A 23,623-nucleotide genomic window follows, 5' to 3' on the forward strand; every position below is an offset into this window, starting at 1 on the left:
TCCTACAGACAGTCTCGCACAGACTGGCGCAGCGCCCCTGATTTAGCCCAGGGCGGTCCCTGATAAAGCGATACGCGACTGCCGTCTTTCGATTTCACAATATCGAGGATCTCGTCGGCCGTGATGATGCTCGGCGCCGTGATCCGGTAGCCATTGGAAATCCCCGCTTGAGTCGAGTTGGGCACCACTCGCTGCCAGGCCGGCAGGACGCAGGCGGCGTATTCTTTTGGCGGTTTTTCGCTGTACTTGCTGACGTTCGGTTCACCTGGCACCACTGACGCGGGCAACGAACAGCCCGCCAGCAATGCCACCCCCAAGGCCCCGATCAACATTCGCATGATGCTTCCCTTTCCTGAAAAGGACGCAATGTAGCGCGTCGCTGACCAGACATCCATCCATTGACCAGAACTCAGTGCGGGGCATTTGTATCATCCGATTCCGGATAAGACCTGGCGTTCAGATAGGTCATCCACCGTTCGTAGGCATCATGCTGCCATTGACTGACCCGTTCCCATTCCGGGCCGCTCAGCTGATGAGCAGAAATGAGCTTCATCATTTCCGTGGTGGCCGCGTCGAGATCGACCATCAGCTCATGGGCGTGAAATCTGAAATCATCGGTAGTGGTCATTTGAAAGGGCCTCGTCGCAGCGAAAAAGTGGCTACCTCAATACGACACTAACCTGGCAAATTCGCGTTATTTTCCCGACAAAAGGACGCGCCTTTCATCCCTAGCCTTTTACGCAGACCACCTGGCGCAGGGTATGCACCACTTCCACCAGCTCGCGCTGAGCCTGCATGACCTTGTCGATATCCTTGTAGGCCATCGGTATTTCATCAATCACCGACGCATCCTTGCGGCACTCCACATGGGCCGTGGCGCGGACCTGATCGTCGACGGTGAAGGTGTTTTTCGCTTTGGTGCGGCTCATGGTGCGCCCGGCACCATGGCTGCAGGAGCAGAACGATTGTTCGTTGCCCAAGCCGCGGACGATGAAGCTTTTCGCCCCCATGGAGCCGGGAATGATCCCCAGTTCGCCTTTTTTCGCCGACATCGCGCCCTTGCGGGTGACCCACACGTCCTCGCCGAAATGCCGCTCTTTCTGCACATAATTGTGATGACAGTTGACGGCCTCCAGCGCGACCTCGAATGGCTTGCGGATCACTTTCCGGGTGGCCCCGATCACCGCCTGCATCATCAAGGCACGGTTCTGCCGGGCGAAATCCTGGGCCCAGCCCACCGCTTCGACATAGTCCGCGAAATGCCGACTGCCCTCTTCGAAGTAGGCCAGGTCGCGGTCCGGCAGATTGGCCAGGTGCTGACGCATGTCCGCCTGGGCCAATTGAATGAACAGGTTGCCAATGGCGTTACCGACGCCGCGCGAGCCGCTGTGCAGCATGAACCAGACCCTGTCGGCTTCGTCCAGGCAGACCTCGATGAAATGATTGCCGCTGCCCAGCGTGCCCAAATGGTGGCGGTTGTTGGTGCTGGCCAGTTTCGGGTACTTGGCGGTCATTGCCTTGAACCGCGGGTCCAGCGCCGCCCAGGCCTGATCCGCCTGCTTTGGAACGCTGTGCCACGCGCCTTCGTCGCGGCGACCTCGGCTCAGCGTACGGCCGTGGGGTACGGCCTTTTCGATGGCGCTGCGCAGCGCGTGCAGGTTGTCGGGCAAGTCGGCGGCGCTCAGCGTGGTGCACGCGGCGATCATGCCGCAACCGATGTCGACCCCGACCGCGGCCGGGATGATCGCGCCCACGGTGGGAATCACGCTGCCAATGGTGGACCCTTTGCCCAGGTGCACATCGGGCATGACCGCCAGGTGTTTGAAGATGAACGGCATCTTCGCGGTGTTGATCAATTGCTGGCGGGCTTCGTTTTCGACCGGGACGCCCTCGGTCCACAGCTTGATCGGCTTGCCGTTACGCACTTCCAACAGTTGCCAGGTAGAGGCTTGCATGATTGCGGTTCTATCAGGGATCGGACGAACAAAACGCTCCCGCGCCGAAATGGGACTAAAATTTCGTAGCGGAGCTTATCAGGAGATCATTATGTGGCTTAACGAATCGGAAAACGAACTTCGTCGCGACCTGCAAAGCGTTGCCTCGGACTTGCGATGGTCGGCGGTCGAACTGTTGCGCATCGCGGACCAGTTGCGCCAGGCAGGTAATGATGTGGATGCACATGCAGCCCTGCGCTTGTGCGACCTGTTCCAGGGCGACGAACAGCGTCTGGCGGGCTATGCAGAAGAAGTGAAGGCCAAGGCGATCAGTCGAAAACCGCACAATCCGCCTGAAAACGACAAGCCCCGGCAAACCGGGGCTTAAGGCGCATTATTTAGCTGTTTTCTGACTGGTGGCGGGCTTTTTTGCCCGAGGCTTGTAACCGGGGAGAGAGGCCGCAAACGCCAGTGCCTCTTCCCTGCTGGCAAACGCGCCGAGCCGGTCACCCTCGGTGCAGACCCGCCATGGGCCGTTGTTGACGCTGAGTACGTCATAACCGTTCATGTGCATCTTGTTGAGCATGGGAACACTCATGGTTACCTCCTGTTCGGCAGTGATCAGCCACCCTTGACTTGATTACCTTACACCTGCCCCTTACCTAAATGCAGACCAGACGTCGCGCCGGTGGTTGCAGTGGGATTGCACTTTCCCTGCGTCCTGCCACTCCAACCTTTCGAGCCGCAGTCTGGCCGGTTCCGGCCGGAATATTGCATTCTTATGTCTGATTCATGACAACAGGCGATCAAGTGAAAGTACGCGCAACCGTCATTTGCGAGCAGGACCGGCATATTCTGCTGGTGCGCAAGCCCAAGAGTCGCTGGACGCTGCCGGGCGGCAAAGTCGAGCGCGGTGAAACCATCGCGGGCGCGGCCATGCGCGAACTTCAGGAAGAAACCGGGCTTGGGGTCGACGGTCTGCTGTATCTGATGGAGCTGCAAACCGGCAATACCCGACACCACGTCTACGAGGCCTCGGTGCTGAACCCGGGTGAGGCTCGGCCGCAAAACGAAATCTTCGATTGCATCTGGTATCCGCTGGAGGCGATACACAATCTGGACACAAACGACGCCACGCTCAGGATCGTCCAAGCGTTTCAGCGTCGCTTTTAGCTGTCCAGACCTGTCAGCCCTGGTCGCCACCGCCGACCGGCAGGGTCATGCCGGTGATATAGGAGGCCTCGTCGCTGGCCAGAAACAGGATAGCCCCGGCCTGTTCATCCAGTGTGCCGTAGCGTTTCATCAAACTGCTGTCGAGGGTCTGGTCGACAATCTGCTGATACCACACCTTTTCCTCGGCGCTTTGTTGCGCGGCGTTGCGCGGGATGGCCCGCGGCGGCGCTTCGGTACCGCCGGGGGCGGTGGCGTTGACTCGAATGCCACGACCGGCGGTTTCGAACGCCAGGCACGCGGTCAGCGCATTCACCCCACCTTTCGCCGCACCGTATGGCACGCGATTGACACTGCGGGTGGCGATGGACGACACGTTGACGATGGCGCCACTGCCCTGTTCAAGCATGAACGGTAGCGCGGCATGGCAGCACCATAGCGTCGGGAACAGCGAACGACGGACTTCGGCTTCGATCTGCTGCGGTTCGTAGTGTTCGAAAGGCTTGGTCCAGATCGTGCCGCCGACGTTGTTGACCAGCACATCCAGGCGCCCGAAGCGCTCGACGGCGGCCTGCATCACCCGGCTGCATTCTTCGTATTGCTCAAGATCGGCCGTCAGGGCGAGCACCTGGCTGTGCTGTCCCAACTCCTTCTGCACCTCGAACACCAGCTCGGAGCGGTCGACCAGGATCAACCGCGCCCCCTCGGCCGCCATGCGTTCGGCAACCCGGCGCCCGATGCCCTGGGCGGCACCGGTAATCAGCGCGACTTTTTCGTGAAATCTGTTCATACCCACCTCGTGTTCGCACCACCTCCCCCGTAGGAGCTGTCGAGTGAAACTCGTCAGCTCCTACGGGGGGGCAAATCTGCGGAGAATGCTTATGCCGCGCTGGCGGCAAATTTTTCGTAGTAGAAGTTCGCCGGGGCGATGCCTTGTTCGCGAATGAACTGACTGACGGCCTCGACCATCGGCGGCGGGCCGCACAGGTAGACGTCGACGTCGCCATCGTTCAAATGCCTGGGCTCGATGTGCTGGGTCACGTAGCCCTTGAGCGGGTGCCGGCTGTCGGGGCTGGCCACGCAGGCGCTGAAGCTGAAGTTGGGGATGCGGGCGGCGAAGGCTTCCAGTCGATCCATTTCCACCAGGTCGAAATCGTTGGTCACACCGTAGATCAGATGCAGCGGATGCTCACTGCCCTGCTCGGCGATTTTCTCCAGCATCGCGGTAAATGGCGCCAGACCGGTGCCGCCAGCCAGCAGCAACAATGGACGGCGGATCTCGCGCAGGTAAAAACTGCCCAACGGCCCGGCCAGGCTCATGCTGTCGCCCGCCTTCGCCATGCCGGTGAGGAAGCTGCTCATCAGGCCGCCAGGCACGTTGCGAATCAGGAAGCTGACTTCGCCATCGCGCTGCAACGAGCTGAACGAGTAGGCGCGGGTCTGTTCGCTGCCGGGAATCCCCAGGTTCACGTACTGCCCCGGCAGGAACGCCAGTTTGCTCAAAGCTTCACCCTTGATCGACAGCGCGATGGTGCTGTCGGACAACTGGCGCACGGCGCTGATGGTCGCGTCATAACTGGCCTGGCGGGTGCGGCAGACATCCGAGGAGGTCGGCACGCGGACCACGCAATCGCTCAAGGCGCGCATCTGGCAGGTCAGGACAAAACCCTGCTCGGCCTCATCACTGCTGAGGGCGTCTTCGATGTATTCCTCGCCCAGGTCGTAGCGACCGGCTTCGGCGAAACATTTGCAGGTGCCGCAGGCGCCGTCACGGCAGTCCAGCGGAATGTTGATGCCCTGGCGGTACGCGGCATCGGCCACGGTTTCACCGGCATTGGCGTCGATGAACCGGGTGACGCCGTCTTCGAAATTGAACGCGATGGAATGAGTCATGACGGCAACCTCACAAATGGTAAACATCGATGACCTGGCGAACGTAGTCGTTCTTCAGGATCACTTTCTTGGCCTTGATCAGCGGGTTCTCACCGCGCACATCGAGGGTGTAGAAACTGCTGCCGAAATAGCTGTCGACGGTCTTGTAGCGAAAGCTCAGGGTGTGCCAGTTGAAGCGCACCTTGCACAATCCGTCGGCCTGTTCGAGCAGCTCGATGTTGCTGATGTTGTGGGAGGTGCGGGTGTCCGGCATGGTGGCGCTGGAGCGCTCGGTCTTGATGCGGAAGACGCGGTCTTCCAGGCCGGTGCGGTTGCCGTACCAGATCAGCGAGATTTCCCGCTGCGGGTCTTCGGTCAGCTCGTCGTTGTCGTCCCAGGACGGCATCCAGTACGTGGCGTCCGCTGCATACAACTCCAGCCATTCATCCCATTGCCGGTCATCGAGGTAGCGGGCTTCGCGATAGAGAAAATCGCGCACGGCTTCATAGGTGATCGTCATTGCACGGCCTCCACTGCAATCAGGTCGGACTGCTCTGCGGCCAACGCCTTGAGCATGGTCTGCTGCCAATACTTGTGCTGCAGCACGAACAGGCCTTCGTCCTCGGTGCGCACGCCGCTGAGCAGCGGATGTAGGTCGATTTCCTTCGCGGCCTCATCGGCGCCTTCGACCCAGTGCTCGGCACCACGGGACATGTCGTTCCAGGCGGTTGCGCTGCCCTCATAGCTGGTCTGGCAGGAACGGAACTCTTCCAGATCGTCCGGGGTGGCCATGCCGCTGACGTTGAAGAAATCCTCGTACTGGCGAATCCGGCTCGAACGGGCGTGATCGCTTTCGCCTTTGGGGGCGATGCAGTAAATGGTGATTTCGGTGCGGTTGACCGAGATCGGCCGGGCGATACGGATCTGCGAGCTGAACTGGTCCATCAGGTACACGTTCGGGTACAGGCACAGGTTGCGCGAGTTCTCGATCATCCAGTCGGCGCGAGCCTTGCCGAAGTCCTGGGCCAGTTCGTCGCGACGCTCGTACAGCGGACGGTCCTCAGGGTTGGCCCAGCGGGTCCAGAGCAGCATGTGGCCCTTGTCGAAGGAGTAGAACCCCCCGCCCTGCTTGGCCCAGCTGCCAGCGCTCATGGTCGGATTGTCATCGCCGGCCTCGCGCTGCTTGCGCTGGTTCTGGGTCGCGGCGTAGTTCCAGTGCACGGAGCTGACGTGATAGCCGTCGGCGCCGTTTTCGGCGGTGAGTTTCCAGTTGCCTTCGTAGATGTAGCTGGAGGAACCGCGCAGCACTTCCAGGCCATCGGCGGATTGGTCGACGATCATGTCGATGATCTTCGCCGACTCGCCCAGGTGCTCGACCAGCGGCAACACATCAGCGTTGAGGCTGCCAAACAGGAAGCCGCGATAGGATTCGAAACGCGCGACCTTGGTCAGGTCGTGGGAGCCTTCGCAGTTGAAGCTGGCCGGGTAGCCCGCTTCGGCCGGATCCTTGACCTTGAGCAGCTTGCCGGAGTTATTGAAGGTCCAGCCGTGGAACGGGCAGGTGTAGGAGCTCTTGTTGCCGGACTTGTGCCGGCACAGCGTCGCGCCGCGATGGCTGCAGGCGTTGAGGAACGCATTGAGCACACCGTCCTTGTTGCGCGCGATGAAGATCGACTGGCGCCCCATGGTGGTGGTGTAGAAATCGTTTTTGTTGGGGATCTGGCTTTCGTGGGCGAGGTACAGCCAGTTGCCTTCGAAGATGTGTTTCATCTCGAGGTCGAACAGCCGCGGGTCGGTGAACATCTCGCGTTTGCAGCGATAGATGCCCTGCTCTGGATCGTCTTCAAGCAGGGAATGCAGGTATTCGGGTCGCAGGGTCATGGCCACCGCCTCCATTGTTATTGTCAGGCAGGGCCATGCTAGGACGGGGGGATGGGGCGGACTATCCGCTGGGTGCAGACCTGTATCCGTTTAGTGCAGACCCCACAGGGATTGGATACTGCCGTTGAATCGGCGGTGCATGCGGACCGTAGGAGCCGGCTTGCTGGCGAAGGCGTCTGCATGGGCGCTGCAAGGCTCGAGGCCGCCTTCGCTGCGGTGCGGCGATCCGACAAGCCAGCTCCTACAGGTTCATGTGGCGGTTATCTGTAGGAGCGAGCTTGCTCGCGATGGACGTTAACGATGACGCGGGCTGCCTGGATGTACGCGGTGCCCTCAAGTCCATCGCGAGCAAGCTCGCTCCTACAGTTGATCTGTGTCGCGATGATAGAAGGTCAGTGGCGGCGTTTCAGGGTGTCGGAGGGCAATTCGCCGAATTGCTTGCGGTAATTGTCCGAAAACCGCCCCAGGTGCAGGAAGCCATAATCCATGGCCACCTCCGTGACGTTGCGCACGTTGCAGGTCGGGTCGCTCAGGCAGGCCTTGATGCGCTCGAGGCGCTTTTGCCGGATGTAGTTTTTCGGCGTGGTGCCGGCGTTGCGTTCGAACAAGCCATACAGCGAACGCAGGCTCATCCGGGCCTGGCGGGCCAGCTCTTCGCTATCGATGTCCTGCTTGAGGTTACGATCGATGTAGTCGGCAATCACCTCGAACGTGGCCGTCTGTGAGCCAAGACTGATCCGGCTGACATTGGTCTTCATCAGGCTTAGCATCTTGCTGACGATGATCTGCGCGTAGTGCTCCTGCACTTTGGGAATCTGTTCGGTGGCCTCGGCTTCCTGGCAAATCATTGCCAGCAGACCGACAAAACCTTCAAGCTCGTCGAGCTGATAGCGGTTCTCGAGGAACCGCACGCCCTGCCCCGGGTACCGCCAGCGCTGTTCATCGCACACCGACTCGAGCAACGTCGTGGGGACCTTGAGGATGAATTTCTCGCAATCGTCGGAATAGGTCAGGTCCACCGGATCGTCGGGATTGATCAACAGCAATTCGCCAGGAGCAAAGTAGTGCTCCTGACCGTGGCCGCGCCACAGGCAGTTGCCGCGCAACAACACTTGCAGGTGATAGATGCTGTCCAGTGCGCCGGAGGTGACCCGTACGCTACCGCCATAGCTGATGCGGCAGAGGTCGAGGCTGGCAAATTTGCGGTGATTGAGGCTGGCCAGCGGTCGCCCGGCCCGGGGCATCAGGATGCAATGGTTACCGACATGCTGATTGACGTAGCCCGACACCGCGTAAGGATCGGCATGGTCGAATACGGTGCTGCGCTGACTCAACAATTGCGCTTGCATCATCGGGTCACTCTCGTTGTTGTTATAGGGTGCGTCGGGCCATTCGGGGCAGGCATGCAAGGGTGTTTCAGTGGCTTGACCTGTGGGAGCGACCTGTGGGCTCCATCTGTGGGAGCGAGCTTGCTCGCGAAAGGGCCATCAGCTTCAACATCAACGTTGACTGACATGCCGCCTTCGCGAGCAAGCTCGCTCCCACAGATGGAACCCACAGGTTATCTCACAGCCCGGGCCCATTGTTCGAGGATATCAGTCCTCGAGTGCGCGAACCCGCTCGTGACGCTGCTGTTCATCGGGTTGTGCGGAGGTCTGCAAAGTGAAATCGAAGTCGATTTCGGCAAAACGACCGCTTACGCCATGGGCCGCTGCTCGCGCTTGATCGTCGCTGAAGGTGATTTTGGCGATCAGCTCATCACGGGTGGCATAGGCAAAATCGTCATGCAGGTATTGATCGCCATCGAGGTTGATCTGGGTGGTCAGGTGGCGATGGTCCGGCGCGGAAATGAAGAAGTGCACATGCGCCGGCCGCTGGCCATGACGGCCCAGTTGATCGAGCAGCTGCTGGGTCGGACCGTCCGGCGGGCAACCATAGCCCGACGGCACGATGCTGCGAAAGCGATAGCGACCTTCGGCATCGGTGACGATGCGCCGACGCAGGTTGAACTCCGACTGCGTGGTATCGAAGTAAGAGTAGGTGCCGCCGGTGTTGGCGTGCCAGACATCCACCACCGCACCGGCCAGGGGTTCGCCGGCGGTGTTCTTGACCTGGCCCTGCATGAACAGCACCACACCCGGATCGACGCCGTCATCCAGGCGTGCTTCGCCTTCCGACAGCGGTGCACCCGCTACGTACAGCGGCCCTTCGATGGTGCGCGGGGTGCCGCCAGCCTTGCCGGCCTGCTCGTCTTCGGCGTCCATCAGCAGGTCGAGATAATGCTCGAGGCCGATCCCGGCCACCAGCAATCCTGCCTCCTGACGCGCACCCAGCACGTTGAGGTAGTTGACCGCTTTCCAGAACTCTTCCGGCGTTACCGCCAGGTCTTCGATGATATTCACCGAATCACGCAGGATGCGGTAGACCAGGGTCTTGACCCGCGGGTTGCCGGCGTCGTTGAGCAGACCGCTGGCCTCTTCGAGAAACTTCTGGGCACTGGCAGTGTGGGAAATCTTGACGTTCATGGTGGTTCCTCATCTTGTAATTATAAGCGTAGCGAACTGAACAGGCTGGGTTCAGCGGTCATCTTCGCGAATCGACGAAGGATGCCGGCACATCGCGGTGACTTCGATCGCCATGTACGGGTACAGCGGCAGTTGCATCAGCAGATCGTGCAGTTCCTGAACGCTGTCGACATCGAACACGCTGTAATTGGCATACAGCCCGGCGATGCGCCACAGGTGCCGCCACTTGCCCTGCTCTTGCAGGCGTTGGGCCAGGGCTTTTTCGTCAGCCTTGAGCCTGGCGGCGCTTTCGGGATTCATATCGACCGGCAGGTTCACGGTCATTTTTACGTGGAACAGCATGATGCACTCCTCAGGCGTGATGAAGGACAGTGGATGATTTGTCGCGACGGAAAAACGCCAGGCGCTCTTCATCCAGGCTCAGGCCCAGGCCCGGTGTTTTCGGCACGTGCAGTTCAAAGTCGCGATAGACCAGCGGCTCGCCGAGAATGTCCTCGGTCAGCAGCAATGGACCGAACAGCTCGGTGTCCCAGGCCAGTTTGTTCAGGGTGACAAAGGCATGGGCCGAGGCCAGGGTGCCGACGCCACCTTCAAGCATGGTGCCGCCATACAGGCCGATACCGGCCGCTTCGGCGATGGCCGCGGTGCGCAACACGGCACGAGGGCCACCATTCTTGGCGATCTTCAGGGCGAACACCGACGCCGCACCTTCTCGCGCCAGGTTGAAGGCATCCTCCACGCACTCGATCGACTCATCGGCCATGATCGGCGCCGGGCTCATGGCATTCAGGCGCGCCATGCCGGCGCGGTTGTTGCGCGAAATCGGTTGTTCGATCAGGTCGATGCCGTTGGTGCCCAGGATCCGGCAGGCACGCAATGCCACCGCTTCATCCCAGGCCTGATTGACATCGACCCGCACGCTGGCGCGATCCCCCAGGGCTTTCTTGATCGCGATGACGTGGGCCAGGTCGCGGTTGACTTCACCGGCGCCGATTTTCAGCTTGAAGATCCGGTGGCGGCGCAGGTCGAGCATTTGTTCCGCTTCGGCGATGTCCCTGGCGGTGTCGCCACTGGCCAGGGTCCAGGCCACTGGCAGGGAATCGCGCACGCGGCCGCCGAGCAATTCGCTGACTGGCAGGCCAAGGCGCTTGCCCTGGGCATCGAGCAAAGCGGTTTCGATGCCGGACTTGGCGAAGGTGTTGCCGCGAATGCTGCGCTCCAGACGCAACATCGCGGCGTTCACGTTGCTGGCGTCCTGCCCCAGCAATAGCGGCGCGAAGTGTTGATCGATGTTGGTCTTGATGCTTTCAGGGCTTTCGTTGCCGTACGCCAGGCCACCGATGGTGGTGGATTCGCCGATGCCTTCGATGCCGTCGGCGCAGCGCACACGAATGATCACCAGCGTCTGGTTCTGCATGGTGTGCATCGCCAGCTTGTGCGGGCGGATGGTCGGCAGATCGACGATGATCGTCTCGATCGATTCAATGGCTGTTGCAAGCATGTCGATACCCGTCAGGTTCTTGAAGTTCTGATCTGGATTCTCGTACGGCTTTTTCCGGGCGGCCAATATAGAATTGGTCTGGCTTGATACCTTAAAGGTATTCAACCACTGCCCAACGGGAGGCTCCATGGAACTGCGTCACCTGCGTTACTTTCAGGTATTGGCCAAAACCCTCAACTTCACCCGTGCCGCCGAGCTGCTGCACATCGCCCAACCGCCGCTGAGTCGACAGATCCAGCAACTGGAAGACGAACTGGGGGTCATGTTGCTGGAGCGCGGGCGGCCGCTGAAGCTGACCGACGCCGGGCGGTTTTTCCATGAGCACTCCAGCGCCCTGCTCGAACAGCTGGCCAAGGTGTGCGACAACACGCGGCGGATCGGTCTGGGCGAAAAGACCTGGCTGGGCATCGGCTTTGCGCCTTCGACCCTCTACGGCGTCCTGCCCGAGCTGATTCGCCGGTTGCGCAGCGGCGAGCCCCTGGAACTTGAGCTCGGGCTCTCGGAAATGACCACCCTGCAACAGGTGCAGGCGCTCAAGGCCGGGCGCATCGATATCGGCTTCGGGCGGATCCGTATCGACGACCCGGCCATCATCCAGACCGTGTTGACCGAAGACCGGCTGGTCGCCGCCCTGCCCGCCGGCCACCCGTTGCTGGCCGGGCCGATCAGCCTGCGCGAACTGGCGAAGGAGCCCTTTGTGCTGTACCCCGGCAACCCGCGGCCGAGCTATGCCGACCATGTGATCGCCTTGTTCGAATCCTATGGCGTGAGCATCCATGTGGCGCAATGGACCAATGAACTGCAAACCGCCATCGGGTTGGTGGGCGCTGGCATCGGGGTCACGCTGGTGCCGGCCTCGGTGCAATTGCTGCACCGCGACGACATTGGCTTCACCCCGCTGCTGGAAGACAACGCCACCTCGCCGATCATCCTCAGCCGGCGTGTTGGCGACGTCTCGCCGGGGTTGAATCATTGCCTGGGGATGATCGAGGAGCTGTTGCCGACGGCATGAAGTGGCGATGCGACAGGCGCATGCGTCTTAAGGGGAATCCAGTAGGGCCGAAATGGATGGGTCGGTCGTCAGGTCGCCATCGCCCATGTAGGAGCTGGCTTGCCAGCGATGCACTCAAGGACACCGCGTTGATTCAGGAATAGCGCGTTATCGTTGACGTCCTTCGCTGGCAAGCCAGCTCCTACAGTAAGCGCGCAGCGTGCTTCAATGGGGGTTGCCATTCCAGAGCCAGTTCCAGATGCCCGGCAGTTTGACCGCCTGCGAACTGTCGCGAACGGTGCGGGCCATGGCGGCTCGTTGCAGTGCTGCCGTATCGTCGTAAAACGGCTTCTGCGCCAACTTCACTCCGGTGGCGCTGGCGCTGTCGAGGAGGATCTGCAAGTACTCCCGGGTATGCCGGGCGGTGTAGCGATTGAGATCGTGGAACGTCACCACCACCGGAATCACGCCGTCCACCGTCGGCAGCTCGCCTCGCGCGATACGCTCGCGGACTTCGGACAGTTGCCGCAGCATGTTCGCCCGTCGCCGGGGGCTGGCGTTGAAACCCCAGATCTTGCCGTCATTCGCGCTCAGGTCGGTGAGCAACAGATGCAGGCCCTGTTGCCGATAAGCCGCGAAGGTGCGCTTGTCGTAGCTCCAGAATGGCGGACGCAGCAGGGTCGGTGGCGCTCCGGAGATCGCGGCAATATCGGCGCTGCCGTTGCTGAGCGACTGCTGCAGTGCTGGCCCGTCCAGCGAGCGATGATTGCTGTGCCCGGGCGTGGCGGTGTGCAAGCCCAGAATGTGGCCTTCGGCCTGTTCGCGCTGCATGATTTCGCGCCCCAACTCGCTGCCGCCGGCCCGTGAGGCGCGGGTCTGCACGAAGAACACCGCCTTGATGTCCGCTTGCAGCGGATTGCGCGCCAGGCTGTCGAGCACGGTCACGGTGGGATTCCACCAACTCGATGCGCTGGGACCGTCGTCGAAGGTCAGCAGAAAACGGATTGGCGGTTGCGCCCGCAGACGTTGCTCGGTCTGCGGCGTCATGTCGATGGGAGAAGCGATGCACCCCAGCAGACCGACTGCGATGGCGAACGCCGATAAAACCTTGACCAGCTGTTTCATGTTTTGCCTTGGGCCAGACTGTTGCGCCCACACGTCCGTGCGGGCGCAGGTTGGATCAGGGTACACAGGATTTGGCTCCGATGCCGCGATAGACCCTGATGCCAACCGGAAAATCAAAAGATCGCAGCCTGCGGCAGCTCCTACAGGAACCAATGTAGGAGCTGCCGCAGGCTGCGATCTTTTGATGTTGATTTCTGCTCAGGGCTTTAAAGGAAACTCCATGTCACGATCCGACAATTCTTTACCGTCATCGGGGTGCTTCCAGGTCGGCGATGAACGCCGCTGCCGCTCGAGTTCTTCTTCGGTCGGTTCATCCATGTCTTCATCATCCGGACGCTTTTGGTCAGTTGCCATGCTCACCTCTCTTCCTGAAGGGATCGGTCATCAACGTTAAGCGTAGAACAGTTTCGAACACCCGGTTCAGAGCCACCCGCGCAGCAAAAAGAAGAAGCCCATGCTCAACAGCATGCTGAGCAAGGTGTTGCGGGTGTAGAGCACCAGCCCCACCGCCACCAGCGAACTGATCAGGTAAGGATTGTCCCAGTGCAGGTTCAACTGTTTGTCCGGCATGAACACGATCGGCCCGCAGATCGCCGTCAGCATGCCCGGCACCGCAAAACCGAGGAACTGCCGGGCATTACTGCTCAGGCGCAGCGGCAACCGGGGTTCGAGAAACACGTAGCGGTTGAGGAACACCAGAATCCCCATGCCGACAATCACCGCCCAGACCATCATGTGCGACCCCCATAAAGTTTGTTGCAGACAAAGCCGGCCGTCATGCCAGCCAACCCCGCCAGCACCAGCGCCGAACCCCATTGCCAATGGCTGAACAGCACCGAGCAGAACAGCGAAACCGCCACGCACACCACGGTCGGCACGTTGCGCACCACCGGCGTGATCAGGGCGATAAAAGTCGCCGCGATGGAGAAGTCCAGCCCCAGGTGCTCCAGGCCCGGAATGCTGCTGCCCAGCACGATGCCGGCGAGGGTGAAGAGGTTCCAGGCGAGGTAAAACGTCAGGCCGACGCCCAGGGCGTACCAGCGGTTGAACTGCTGTTTGTCATGCGCACTGGTCAGGGCGAACAGTTCGTCAGTGAGCAAAAAGCCCAGACCCGCTCGCCAGCGACCCGGCAGCGGCGAAATCACCGACCGCAGACTCATCCCGTACAGCAGATGCTGGGAGGTCAGTAGCACAGTGGTCAGCAGAATCGAAAAGATCCCGGCACCGCCCTTGAGCATGCCGATGGCCACCAGTTGCGCCGCACCGGCAAACACGATGCTCGACAAGCCCTGGCCTTGCAGGGGTGTGAGATTGGCTTCGATGGCCATGGAGCCGGCCAGCAGTCCCCAGGGCGCGGTCGCCAGGGACAACGGCATGATTGCCACGGCGCCGCGAAGAAAGGCGCTGCGCGGCATGAGTGAGTTGGACATAACGCTCTACAACCAGGGAAAGACTCCAGACTGTGCCAGTACCCGCGCCTGATGGCTTGAACAATCTTGCGCACTTGCACGTAACCGGCGCCGATTGTTCGCCTCTGTCACCCGCCCGAGTACCATGGCGCCATTGGCATAACACTCTTGGGTGTCGACATGCTTTACCGAATCGCCGCCGACGGGCTGGTGCTGTTTCACCTGCTGTTCATTCTGTTCGCGCTGTTCGGCGGCCTGCTGGCGCTCAAATGGCGCCATTTGATCTGGTGGCATCTGCCCGCGGCCGTGTGGGGCGTTTCGGTGGAGGTCTTCCACCTGCCCTGCCCGCTGACCGACTGGGAAAACCTCATGCGCCACGGGGCCGGGCAAACCGGCTATGGTGGCGGTTTCATCGAACATTACCTGTTGCCGGTCATTTACCCGGCCGGCCTGACGCCGGCGATTCAGCTGGGGCTGGGTAGTGTGGTGCTGGTGATCAATGTGCTGGTCTATATTTGGCTGATCAGAGTGTGGAAGTTGCGTCGGGTGTAATGACACTCAATTGGCAATCACGCTCATGTTCCGGCCGCTGGCCTTGGCGACATAAAGCGCCTTGTCCGCCGCGCTGACCAGATCATTGGGCTGATCCTGAGAGGCCGGGTTGTAGGCGCAGACCCCCAGGCTGACGGTGACCGTGCCCTCTACGCCCTCGCTGTGGGTGATGCCGGCCTGCTGCACCGCGCGACGGATTTTTTCCGCCACCAGAAACGCGCCCACATAGTCGGTGCCAGGCAGCACCACCGTAAACTCTTCACCGCCATACCGCGCTGCCAGGTCACCGGGACACTTGATGTGGTCACTGATGATCCTGCTGATGCTGCGCAAAGTCTCATCGCCGGCCACGTGGCCGTAAAGGTCATTAAAGCGCTTGAAGTGATCGACATCGATTATCAGCAGTGCGAGGTGGGTCTGGCTGCGTCTGGCTCGGCCCATTTCGGCAAGAATGAACAGATCGAATTGACGCCGGTTGGACAACCCGGTCAGTGCATCCTCCAGCGCCAGCAATTCAAGGCTGCGGTTGACCTCGATCAGCTTTTCCTGGGCATCGAGCAAGACGTTCTGGACGTGATTCTGCTGCTTCATCAGGCGAATCAGGCGAAAACCGAACACCAGCAGAAACCCGAGGAACAACGAAACGATGCCCGCACTCAGCAGCACCTGCTCACGCCAGCCGGCCAACACTTCCTCTTTATCCAGCGCAGCAAAGATGATCAGCGGATAACCGTCGACCCTGCGAAATCCGACCACCCGCTCGACGCCATCCACATAGGAAGTGACCGTTGCGGTGCCTGAATCGCCCTTGGGCAGCAATTGCGTGAACAGCGGCCCCTTGGCGACGCTGGTGCCGACTTCAGCCTCCTTGAACGGCCGGCGGACGACGATGCTGGCGTCGTCGGCGATCAGGTTGATCACGCCGTTACTGCCCATGTCGATACTGTCGTAGAGCGTAAGGAAATGACTGAGATAGAGGGTTGCCAGCGCCACGCCGGCGAAGCTGCCATCGGGATGATTGACCCGACGCGACACCGTCATGATCCATTCACGGGTGGAACGACTCTTGATCGACGGGCCAATGTGCGGTCCTCGATCGGCATGATCACGATGGAAGATGAAATACTCGCGGTCGGCATTGTTCGCGCCGGGCATGACGGCGCCGTTGGAATTGGCAATCCAGCGCCCTTGCTCGTCATAGACGAACAAGCCATGAAGCTGGCTCAGCTCACTGCGCTGGGCCGTGAGCAAACGCTCCAGCCTTGGCACCTGGCCCTGGGTCATACCGTCGTTTTCAAGGCGGTCGACCAGCGTAAACAACAGGGTATCGGCCTGCTTGATCGATGCCTGCGCTTGCGAGGCCAGGGTCTGCGCAAGGTTGGACATCGCCACTTCCTTGTCATGCAGGTGGTACTGGCGCGAGTTCCAGGCTTCCCAGATCACGATGGCGGTCATGGACAGGCACACCGCGAGCAGCAGAAACACCACAGAGCGCACCTTGAGGCGGGTCACTGACTGCTCGGCGACCAGCGCCACGCCGTGGCGCGATTGTTCGATTCGATCTTTAACGGACGGCTGCCCCATGACGCTCCCTGAATCCTGATGAACCGGCGCCCCATCCCGGTCGCCGTGGTTTTAACCGATTGCTCCGTTCACTATGATACGGATTTCGCCCAGCCCCTGGTTACTTCGATGCCTGCTTCACCGTCTCGATCCAGGCCGGATTCAACCGGGTCTGTTCGGTGTCGATGCCCAGCGCTTCCATCCGCGCCTTGTGTTGATCCATCTCACGCGTCAGCTGGCTGTGGTCACTGGAATTACCATCCAGCTCATGCATCTGGCTCAGGCCGAGATGGTAAAAGCGCAACAGCTTCATCGCGCTCGGGTCCCCCTGCTCCACGGCTGCCGTGACCTGGTGCATGACGTTGGTGATGCTCATCAGGCTGCGCTTGAGCTGCCAGCCATAGACGGCCGGCGCCATCCATTCCTGGGTCCAGAAGGTGCCGCGCATCAACGCGACCATCAGCAGCACCGCCACAAACACGCCCCCGACATTGAATCGCAAATTGTCCCCGCCAGGCTCGCCGAACAGCGCCACCGCCGCGGTGGACAACACCATCGCCAGCGCCAGGAAGATCAGGGCGATGATCACCGTGCTGCGGCGCGTCTGCTGCCGATAGGTGGCGGCATTCTTCGGCTGGATTTCGAACATTGCGTCGGGTTTCCTTCGGACATGGGCAAAAAGTCTGCGGGGCATTATCGCCTCTGCGAGGGATTTAGCTATGCTGGGGTTTCTTATCATCTTTTTATCGTCAAACGGGAACATGGCGATCCAGCGCAGTTCGTGCCATCTTCTTTTATGGATGCATACTATTCGGATGCCATTTGCCCCTGTCGGGGTGGATGACATCGTTTTAAGGATCATTGAATGACCCAACGACATGTAATCAACGCCTCGGTCAGCCCCAAAGGCAGCCTGGAAACCCTATCTCAACGTGAAGTACAGCAACTGAGCGAAGCCGGATCCGGCAGCACCTACACCCTCTTCCGCCAGTGCGCCCTGGCCATCCTCAATACCGGCGCCCATGTTGATAACGCCAAGACCATTCTCGAAGCCTACAAGGACTTCGAAATCCGCATTCACCAGCAGGACCGTGGCGTTCGCCTCGAGCTGCTGAACGCGCCGGCCAACGCCTTCGTCGATGGCGAAATGATCGCCAGCACCCGGGAAATGCTCTTCAGCGCCCTGCGCGACATCGTCTACACCGAAAATGAACTCGACGCCCAGCGCATCGACCTGAGCACCTCCCAGGGCATCAGCGACTACGTCTTCCACCTGCTGCGCAACGCCCGCACCCTGCGCCCCGGCATCGAGCCGAAGATCGTGGTGTGCTGGGGCGGCCACTCGATCAACACCGAAGAATACAAATACACCAAGGAAGTCGGCCACGAACTGGGCCTGCGCAGCCTGGACATCTGCACCGGTTGCGGCCCCGGCGTGATGAAAGGCCCGATGAAAGGCGCGACCATCGCCCACGCCAAGCAACGGATCCATGGCGGACGTTACCTCGGCCTGACCGAACCCGGCATCATCGCCGCGGAAGCGCCGAACCCGATCGTCAACGAACTGGTGATCCTGCCGGACATCGAAAAGCGCCTGGAAGCCTTCGTCCGTGTCGGCCACGGCATCATCATCTTCCCCGGCGGCGCCGGCACCGCCGAAGAGTTCCTGTACCTGCTGGGCATCCTGATGCACCCGGACAACGCGGGCCTGCCCTTCCCGGTCATCCTCACCGGGCCGAAACACGCGGCGCCGTACCTGGAACAGCTTGATTCGTTTGTTGGGGCCACGCTGGGTGAAGGCGCCAAGCAACACTACGAGATCATCATCGACGACCCGGCCGAAGTGGCGCGCCAGATGACCCAGGGCCTCAAGGCGGTGAAACAGTTCCGCCGCGAACGCAACGACGCCTTCCATTTCAACTGGCTGCTGAAGATCGACGAAGGCTTCCAGCGTCCGTTCGATCCGACCCACGAAAACATGGCCAACCTGCAACTGAGCCGCGACCTGCCCGCCCACGAACTGGCCGCGAACCTGCGCCGGGCGTTCTCCGGCATCGTCGCCGGCAACGTCAAGGACAAGGGCATCCGCCTGATAGAAGAGCACGGGCCGTACCAGATCCGTGGCGATGCGGCGGTCATGCAACCGCTCGATCAACTGCTCAAGGCGTTTGTCGCCCAGCACCGGATGAAATTGCCGGGTGGCGCGGCTTATGTTCCGTGTTATCAAGTGGTTGCGTAACATTGCTCAAGTAAAAACTGTGGTGAGGGAGCTTGCTTCCTCGCCACAACTACCTACCGGGCTGCCTACGGGCGCCAGATACAGTGGGATATAAGGCTGGCATACAACCGCGACGCAGCTCCCTGGAATGCGCAACGTGCGAATGACAAGAGGGTTGAGCGATGGACCATGTGAACCACATCCTGATCGTCGACGACGATCGCGAGATCCGGGAACTGGTTGGCAATTACCTGAAGAAAAACGGCCTGCGCACCACCGTGGTCGCCGATGGCCGGCAGATGCGCAGCTTTCTCGACGCCAACACCGTGGACCTGATCGTGCTCGACATCATGATGCCCGGCGATGACGGCCTGCTGCTGTGCCGCGAGTTGCGCTCGGGCAAGCACAAGGCCACGCCGATCCTCATGCTCACCGCCCGTAATGATGAAACCGATCGCATCCTCGGCCTGGAAATGGGCGCCGACGATTATTTGACCAAACCCTTCGCCGCCCGCGAACTGTTGGCGCGGATCAATGCCGTGCTGCGCCGCACGCGGATGCTGCCGCCCAATCTGCTGATCACCGAAAGCGGCCGGCTGCTGCGCTTCGGCCGCTGGCGCCTGGACACCACCGCCCGCCACCTGCTCGACGAAGACGGCACCCTGGTCGCCCTCAGCGGTGCCGAATATCGCCTGCTGCGGGTGTTCCTCGACCACCCGCAACGGGTCCTCAGCCGCGACCAGTTGCTGAACCTGACCCAGGGCCGCGAAGCCGACCTGTTCGACCGCTCCATCGATTTGCTGGTCAGCCGTTTGCGCCAGCGGCTGAAGGATGATTCCCGGGAATCGACCTACATCAAGACCGTGCGCAGCGAAGGCTATGTGTTCTCCTACCCGGTGGAATTGCTCGGCGCGCAGTCATGAGCCTGGCTGACGACGGATCAATGTTCTCGATAAAGACTATGCGTCAGGGTGTTTTTTCATCGCAGTGCCCCAGCTCTACAGTGGCGACATCTTCTCCCCACTCTTCTGGAGCACATCATGAAAAGCATCATCGGTCTTGGTTTTGCCCTGTCGGTACTTGGCGCTACATCCGCCATTGCGGCTCCGCACGCCACTTCGACAGTCGATGCGGCGGCTAAAGTCAGCCAACCGGCATTGTTGAAGGTGAACACCGTTGGCATCGACCACAACGACAATCAAAAGGGCAAACTCTACGTCGCGGAAAACCGTCCCGAGTTTGGTTCGAAGTATCAGCGTTATTGATCAACGGCGCTGTAATGCGTGAGACAGCCCCCCGTAGGAGCTGGCTTGCCAGCGAAAGCGTCCATTCAGGCGATACATATGTCGACTGATACACCGCCTTCGCTGGCAAGCCAGCTCCTACAGGGTTGATCGGTGTCATGCCCAAAAACGTTGATCGCTGTCATACCCAAAGACCGGGCCCGCTACCCGCCAGTAACCAGTCGAGCCGCAAGCGCCTTGGCCTGACTCGCCACATCGGTCACCGCCGTACTCTCCCACCACATCCCACGCAACGGCGGCCCCATGGCAAACAGTCGACTGGCAACCTGCCCATCGACATCCAGCACCGCGCCATCAATCGCCGCCGCAATCCCCAACGCCAACGGCCCCGGCCGCACCAGCCCGCGAGCCAACAACTGCTGGGGCAATGGCCGCGACACCCGCCGCCAGTCGTACTCGATTCCGCTGGAATTGATCAACGCCGCACCACTGACGACAACCGTTTCAGCGTCACCACGACGACGAATGCGAATGCTCACTTCACCGCTCGAAGACCGCTCCAGCCCCTTGAACGACGCCGCCTGAATCCGCAACCGCCCTTCCCCATGCAGCCGCGCCACCAGTTCGGCACTCAACGGCGGTGAACGGTGATGATGGCTTTCCCACCAAGGCCGCACATGCCGCACAAACTGCCGACGCTGCACGTCCGTCGCCAGACTCCACAAGCGCCCGATGTGCGCCCGCACCGTGTCCAGCGGCGCCTGCCAGTCGATGCCCTGGGCGATGGCGTCCCGGCAATGCCGGCGCAATTCGCGCACCAGCTGTCGCGGTGTGCGAATGCCCGGGTCCTCGGCAAGAAAATCCACCCAGGCCGGCGGTTGCCGACGTACGTGCGGCAGCAGCCCATGGCGCGAAAACACTTCGATCGGCCCGCGATGCCCGGCCTGTTCCAGCGACACCACGGCATCGACCATGGTCAGGCCCGAGCCGATGATCAGCACCGTCGACTGCGGATCAAGCTGGCGCATGGCAGCGACATCCCACGGGTCGAGTGCCGCGGCGTTCAACCCGCTGGATTCGGTCTGCGGCGTACGTGCGGCGGGAAACATGCCGGTCGCCAGCACCGCATAAGTACCCTGCAAGCGTTGCCCGTCACTCAAGGTCAGGCGCACCGAATCATCCAGGCTTTGCAGGTCGACCACTTCAGCCCGCACATGCTCGACCGTTGAACCATTCAACGCGCCAACGGCTTGCGCCTCGACCAGTCGCTGCTGCACGTACAACCCGAAAATGCCCCGTGGCGGGAACAATTCGCTGACCGGCACATGCTGCTCATCGGCCTGCGGCCAGCCGCCGGCCGCGATGTACCCGGTCAGCCATTGGGTGAGGTCGTCGGCGTTGTCCGGGTCGACGCTCATGCGGGCCGCGTTGCCGTTGAGGGTATGACCCAACTCGACCGCGCTATACGCCTCGCCCCGGCCAAGTTCGGCGCGGGGTTCGATCACCAGCACCGATCGTTTGCCGGGCAGGCGCAACAGCTGCGCCGCCAGCATCGTGCCGCTGAGGCCGCCGCCGACGATCAGGATGTCTGCAGTGCGCAGGACGTCGGTCACCGGTCCGCTTTGGGTTTCACTCATGCCGTTCTCGCTGGTCTGTGTTTGCCTGAATGGAAATTGTGCAGGTCGCCCCGAGCCCACAATGCCTTGCTGTTACCGGACCGGGCAACAATCTCCTGGGCGATAATAGGCGCCAAACCCATGGAAGTTTCGTCAAGCAGTACCAAAGTAGGATGCATGATCAATGCCTGACCGATGGTGACCCTCTGCTGCTTGCCACCAGATCCCAGCATTCGAGCGAATACCTGTGGGAGCGAGCTTGCTCCGGGCGGCGATCCGACGATTACGGTGTGTCATTCAACATCTATGTCGACTGATGCACCGCCTTCGCGAGCAAGCTCGCTCCCACAGGGGGATGTGTGTGTGTGCTATCAGCTGTGTATCCGGTGTTGATCGGCAAGCAATCAGATCACCACATTCCTCACGAACCGCGCGGCCACCGCGCCATCGTTGCGATAGGCATGGGGCTGATTACTGGCAAACATATAGAACTCACCGGCGCCAATCGCGTGGGGTGTGTCGCCGAGCATCAACGTCAGGCAGCCTTCGAACACGTAGATCTGTTCGCTCCAGCCATCGGCATCCGGTTGCGACGGGTAGATTTCGCCCGGTTGCAGGCACCATTCCCATTGCTCCACCTCGCGAGTAGCGGTGGCCTTGGACAGTAAAACGGCTTTGCTGCCGGGAATCGTACCGGCCCAGGCCACTTCGTTGATGCGACTGGGGTCGCGGGCGTCCGGGGCCTGGATCAGGTCGCTGAAGGCAACTTTCAGGGCTTCGGCCACACGGTCGAGGGTGGTCAGGCTGACGTTTTTCTCACCGGCCTCGATGGCCACCAGCATCCGCCGGCTGACCCCGGACTTTTCCGCCAGCGCGGCCTGGCTCATGTCGGCGGCATGGCGCAGACGCCGAACGTTCTGGCTGACATGTTGAAGGACCGAAGCCCGCGGCGTGGAATCTTTGTGCACTATATTGCTCACATGGTGGGGCTGGGCAGTATACTGCGCAACATTCGACGCATTGTGCGTCGCCCTCAGGTAGTGCGCAAGGTCATGACGTCGGTGAACTCCTCCCAGGTTTCTTCCCGTTTCTCACGGTTCAGCAAGGCCGAGTGCGTGCTGGTGCTGATCACCATGGTCTGGGGCGGTACCTTTTTGCTGGTCCAGCATGCGATGACCGTCAGCGGGCCGATGTTTTTCGTCGGCCTGCGCTTTGCCGCGGCAGCGATCCTTGTTTCGTTGTTCTCCTGGCGGCACCTGCGGCAGATGACCCTGTTCGAACTCAAGGCCGGGGCTTTCATCGGCGTGGCGATCATGCTCGGTTACGGCTTGCAGACCGTGGGCTTGCAGAGCATTCCCAGCAGTCAGTCGGCCTTCATTACCGCGTTGTACGTGCCCTTCGTGCCGTTGCTGCAATGGCTGGTGCTGGGGCGGCGTCCGGGGTTGATGCCGAGCATCGGGATCATGCTGGCGTTTACCGGGTTGATGCTGCTGTCCGGGCCTGCCGGGGCCGCTTTAAATTTCAGTCCCGGTGAAATCGCCACGCTGATCAGCGCCGTGGCGATTGCGGCGGAGATCATTTTGATCAGTACCTATGCCGGTCAGGTCGATGTACGCCGGGTGACGGTGGTGCAACTGGCGGTGACGTCGGTGCTGGCGTTCCTGATGGTGGTGCCGACCCAGGAAGTGATTCCGGACTTTTCCTGGCTGCTGCTGTGCAGTGCGCTGGGCCTGGGCGCGGCCAGTGCGGCGATCCAGGTGGCGATGAACTGGGCGCAGAAGAGTGTTTCGCCGACCCGGGCGACCTTGATCTATGCCGGTGAGCCGGTGTGGGCCGGGATTGTCGGGCGGATTGCCGGGGAGCGGTTGCCGGCGATTGCGTTGCTGGGGGCGGGGCTGATCGTGGCGGCGGTGATTGTCAGTGAGTTGAAGACCAAGGGGAAGGTTGTTGCGGCTGAGGAAGAGATGGAGCAGGAGCAGGAGCAGGAGCCTCAAGGTTAGGTATTGATTTCTGTGGAGCCAA

Annotated in this window: 28 protein-coding genes and 1 pseudogene; 8 read left to right on the top strand and 21 right to left on the bottom strand. The window is 61.0% G+C overall.

Annotation, left to right across the window (positions count from 1 at the left end; genetic code table 11):
- Positions 1-2 precede the first annotated feature (2 nt).
- The 3 genes from ACA062_RS19570 to ACA062_RS19580 form a co-directional block, all read right to left on the bottom strand.
- Positions 3-338 carry a hypothetical protein gene (locus tag ACA062_RS19570; protein WP_497452579.1) on the bottom strand — a complete coding sequence of 112 codons (336 nt, stop codon included), beginning with the start codon at positions 336-338 and terminating at the stop codon, positions 3-5.
- A 71-nt stretch (positions 339-409) separates the two neighbouring features.
- Positions 410-628, bottom strand: coding sequence for a hypothetical protein (locus tag ACA062_RS19575; protein ID WP_497452580.1), 219 nt, complete (start codon positions 626-628; stop codon positions 410-412).
- A gap of 100 nt (positions 629-728) precedes the next feature.
- Positions 729-1,955: an RtcB family protein gene (locus tag ACA062_RS19580; protein ID WP_497452581.1), complete on the bottom strand. Its 1,227-nt coding sequence runs from the start codon at positions 1,953-1,955 to the stop codon at positions 729-731.
- 91 nt (positions 1,956-2,046) lie between these two features.
- Between ACA062_RS19580 and ACA062_RS19585 the strand changes: the two genes are divergently transcribed.
- Positions 2,047-2,322 (top strand): hypothetical protein, encoded by a 276-nt coding sequence (locus tag ACA062_RS19585; protein ID WP_497457456.1) that lies wholly within the window; start codon positions 2,047-2,049, stop codon positions 2,320-2,322.
- Between the two features lie 6 nt (positions 2,323-2,328).
- On the opposite strand, the gene ACA062_RS19590 is transcribed toward ACA062_RS19585, so the two are convergent.
- Positions 2,329-2,532, bottom strand: a complete 204-nt coding sequence (locus ACA062_RS19590) for an SPOR domain-containing protein (RefSeq protein WP_497452582.1) — start codon at positions 2,530-2,532, stop codon at positions 2,329-2,331.
- A gap of 212 nt (positions 2,533-2,744) precedes the next feature.
- Between ACA062_RS19590 and ACA062_RS19595 the strand changes: the two genes are divergently transcribed.
- Complete coding sequence (locus tag ACA062_RS19595; protein WP_497452583.1) at positions 2,745-3,107, top strand: NUDIX hydrolase; 363 nt, start codon at positions 2,745-2,747, stop codon at positions 3,105-3,107.
- A gap of 13 nt (positions 3,108-3,120) precedes the next feature.
- Here the strand turns inward: ACA062_RS19595 and ACA062_RS19600 are convergent, their stop codons facing one another.
- From ACA062_RS19600 to ACA062_RS19635, 8 genes are all read right to left on the bottom strand, one after another.
- Positions 3,121-3,894: a 1,6-dihydroxycyclohexa-2,4-diene-1-carboxylate dehydrogenase gene (locus tag ACA062_RS19600; RefSeq protein ID WP_497452584.1), complete on the bottom strand. Its 774-nt coding sequence runs from the start codon at positions 3,892-3,894 to the stop codon at positions 3,121-3,123.
- Positions 3,895-3,983: 89 nt separating this feature from the next.
- A complete protein-coding gene (gene benC / locus ACA062_RS19605) occupies positions 3,984-4,997 on the bottom strand; it encodes a benzoate 1,2-dioxygenase electron transfer component BenC (protein ID WP_497452585.1) in 1,014 nt (337 codons plus the stop codon).
- A 10-nt stretch (positions 4,998-5,007) separates the two neighbouring features.
- The gene (gene benB, locus ACA062_RS19610) at positions 5,008-5,496 is read right to left on the bottom strand and encodes a benzoate 1,2-dioxygenase small subunit (protein WP_128872102.1); all 489 of its coding nucleotides are present in this window, start codon (positions 5,494-5,496) and stop codon (positions 5,008-5,010) included.
- Complete coding sequence (gene benA / locus ACA062_RS19615; RefSeq protein WP_064677166.1) at positions 5,493-6,857, bottom strand: benzoate 1,2-dioxygenase large subunit; 1,365 nt, start codon at positions 6,855-6,857, stop codon at positions 5,493-5,495. The genes benB and benA overlap by 4 nt, the downstream gene beginning before the upstream one ends.
- A gap of 392 nt (positions 6,858-7,249) precedes the next feature.
- Positions 7,250-8,209, bottom strand: coding sequence for an AraC family transcriptional regulator (locus ACA062_RS19620; RefSeq protein ID WP_497452586.1), 960 nt, complete (start codon positions 8,207-8,209; stop codon positions 7,250-7,252).
- Positions 8,210-8,452: 243 nt separating this feature from the next.
- Positions 8,453-9,382 (bottom strand): catechol 1,2-dioxygenase, encoded by a 930-nt coding sequence (gene catA, locus ACA062_RS19625; protein ID WP_497452587.1) that lies wholly within the window; start codon positions 9,380-9,382, stop codon positions 8,453-8,455.
- Positions 9,383-9,433: 51 nt separating this feature from the next.
- Positions 9,434-9,724, bottom strand: a complete 291-nt coding sequence (gene catC, locus ACA062_RS19630; protein WP_497435497.1) for a muconolactone Delta-isomerase — start codon at positions 9,722-9,724, stop codon at positions 9,434-9,436.
- A 10-nt stretch (positions 9,725-9,734) separates the two neighbouring features.
- Entirely contained in the window at positions 9,735-10,883 is a 1,149-nt protein-coding gene (locus tag ACA062_RS19635; RefSeq protein ID WP_497457457.1) for a muconate cycloisomerase family protein, read from the bottom strand.
- 127 nt (positions 10,884-11,010) lie between these two features.
- On the opposite strand from ACA062_RS19635, the gene ACA062_RS19640 reads away from it, so the two are divergent.
- Positions 11,011-11,895, top strand: coding sequence for a LysR family transcriptional regulator (locus ACA062_RS19640; RefSeq protein ID WP_154853372.1), 885 nt, complete (start codon positions 11,011-11,013; stop codon positions 11,893-11,895).
- 204 nt (positions 11,896-12,099) lie between these two features.
- Here ACA062_RS19640 and ACA062_RS19645 read toward each other — a convergent pair whose 3' ends face one another.
- From ACA062_RS19645 to ACA062_RS19660, 4 genes are all read right to left on the bottom strand, one after another.
- Entirely contained in the window at positions 12,100-12,999 is a 900-nt protein-coding gene (locus tag ACA062_RS19645) for a polysaccharide deacetylase family protein (RefSeq protein WP_497452588.1), read from the bottom strand.
- Positions 13,000-13,197: 198 nt separating this feature from the next.
- The gene (locus ACA062_RS19650) at positions 13,198-13,353 is read right to left on the bottom strand and encodes a hypothetical protein (protein ID WP_497452589.1); all 156 of its coding nucleotides are present in this window, start codon (positions 13,351-13,353) and stop codon (positions 13,198-13,200) included.
- A gap of 66 nt (positions 13,354-13,419) precedes the next feature.
- Positions 13,420-13,731: an AzlD domain-containing protein gene (locus ACA062_RS19655; RefSeq protein WP_497457458.1), complete on the bottom strand. Its 312-nt coding sequence runs from the start codon at positions 13,729-13,731 to the stop codon at positions 13,420-13,422.
- Complete coding sequence (locus ACA062_RS19660) at positions 13,731-14,429, bottom strand: AzlC family ABC transporter permease (RefSeq protein ID WP_497452590.1); 699 nt, start codon at positions 14,427-14,429, stop codon at positions 13,731-13,733. Before ACA062_RS19660 ends, ACA062_RS19655 begins: the two co-directional genes overlap by 1 nt.
- Before the next feature lie 159 nt (positions 14,430-14,588).
- Between ACA062_RS19660 and ACA062_RS19665 the strand changes: the two genes are divergently transcribed.
- Positions 14,589-14,960 (top strand): DUF2784 domain-containing protein, encoded by a 372-nt coding sequence (locus ACA062_RS19665; protein ID WP_497452591.1) that lies wholly within the window; start codon positions 14,589-14,591, stop codon positions 14,958-14,960.
- A 6-nt stretch (positions 14,961-14,966) separates the two neighbouring features.
- Here the strand turns inward: ACA062_RS19665 and ACA062_RS19670 are convergent, their stop codons facing one another.
- Positions 14,967-16,544, bottom strand: a complete 1,578-nt coding sequence (locus tag ACA062_RS19670; RefSeq protein ID WP_497452592.1) for a sensor domain-containing diguanylate cyclase — start codon at positions 16,542-16,544, stop codon at positions 14,967-14,969.
- 100 nt (positions 16,545-16,644) lie between these two features.
- Entirely contained in the window at positions 16,645-17,172 is a 528-nt protein-coding gene (locus ACA062_RS19675) for a DUF3087 domain-containing protein (protein WP_497452593.1), read from the bottom strand.
- Between the two features lie 216 nt (positions 17,173-17,388).
- On the opposite strand from ACA062_RS19675, the gene ppnN reads away from it, so the two are divergent.
- The 3 genes from ppnN to ACA062_RS19690 all read left to right on the top strand — a co-directional run bounded on the left by ppnN (position 17,389) and on the right by ACA062_RS19690 (position 20,006).
- Positions 17,389-18,762, top strand: coding sequence for a nucleotide 5'-monophosphate nucleosidase PpnN (gene ppnN / locus ACA062_RS19680; RefSeq protein ID WP_497452594.1), 1,374 nt, complete (start codon positions 17,389-17,391; stop codon positions 18,760-18,762).
- Between the two features lie 161 nt (positions 18,763-18,923).
- Positions 18,924-19,664: a response regulator gene (locus ACA062_RS19685; RefSeq protein ID WP_497452595.1), complete on the top strand. Its 741-nt coding sequence runs from the start codon at positions 18,924-18,926 to the stop codon at positions 19,662-19,664.
- A 117-nt stretch (positions 19,665-19,781) separates the two neighbouring features.
- Entirely contained in the window at positions 19,782-20,006 is a 225-nt protein-coding gene (locus tag ACA062_RS19690; RefSeq protein ID WP_497452596.1) for a hypothetical protein, read from the top strand.
- 182 nt (positions 20,007-20,188) lie between these two features.
- On the opposite strand, the gene ACA062_RS19695 is transcribed toward ACA062_RS19690, so the two are convergent.
- From ACA062_RS19695 to ACA062_RS19705, 3 genes and pseudogenes are all read right to left on the bottom strand, one after another.
- A complete protein-coding gene (locus ACA062_RS19695; protein WP_497452597.1) occupies positions 20,189-21,622 on the bottom strand; it encodes an FAD/NAD(P)-binding protein in 1,434 nt (477 codons plus the stop codon).
- Positions 21,619-21,831, bottom strand: a pseudogene (locus ACA062_RS19700) (ABC transporter ATP-binding protein); the annotation flags it as partial. The gene ACA062_RS19695 and the pseudogene ACA062_RS19700, both read right to left, overlap by 4 nt.
- A gap of 174 nt (positions 21,832-22,005) precedes the next feature.
- Positions 22,006-22,569 (bottom strand): helix-turn-helix domain-containing protein, encoded by a 564-nt coding sequence (locus tag ACA062_RS19705; RefSeq protein ID WP_497452598.1) that lies wholly within the window; start codon positions 22,567-22,569, stop codon positions 22,006-22,008.
- Between ACA062_RS19705 and ACA062_RS19710 the strand changes: the two genes are divergently transcribed.
- Positions 22,564-23,601 (top strand): DMT family transporter, encoded by a 1,038-nt coding sequence (locus tag ACA062_RS19710; protein ID WP_497452599.1) that lies wholly within the window; start codon positions 22,564-22,566, stop codon positions 23,599-23,601. The two genes, ACA062_RS19705 and ACA062_RS19710, sit on opposite strands and share 6 nt — an antisense overlap.
- Positions 23,602-23,623 lie beyond the last annotated feature (22 nt).

Source organism: Pseudomonas sp. LBUM1679 (assembly GCF_059695565.1).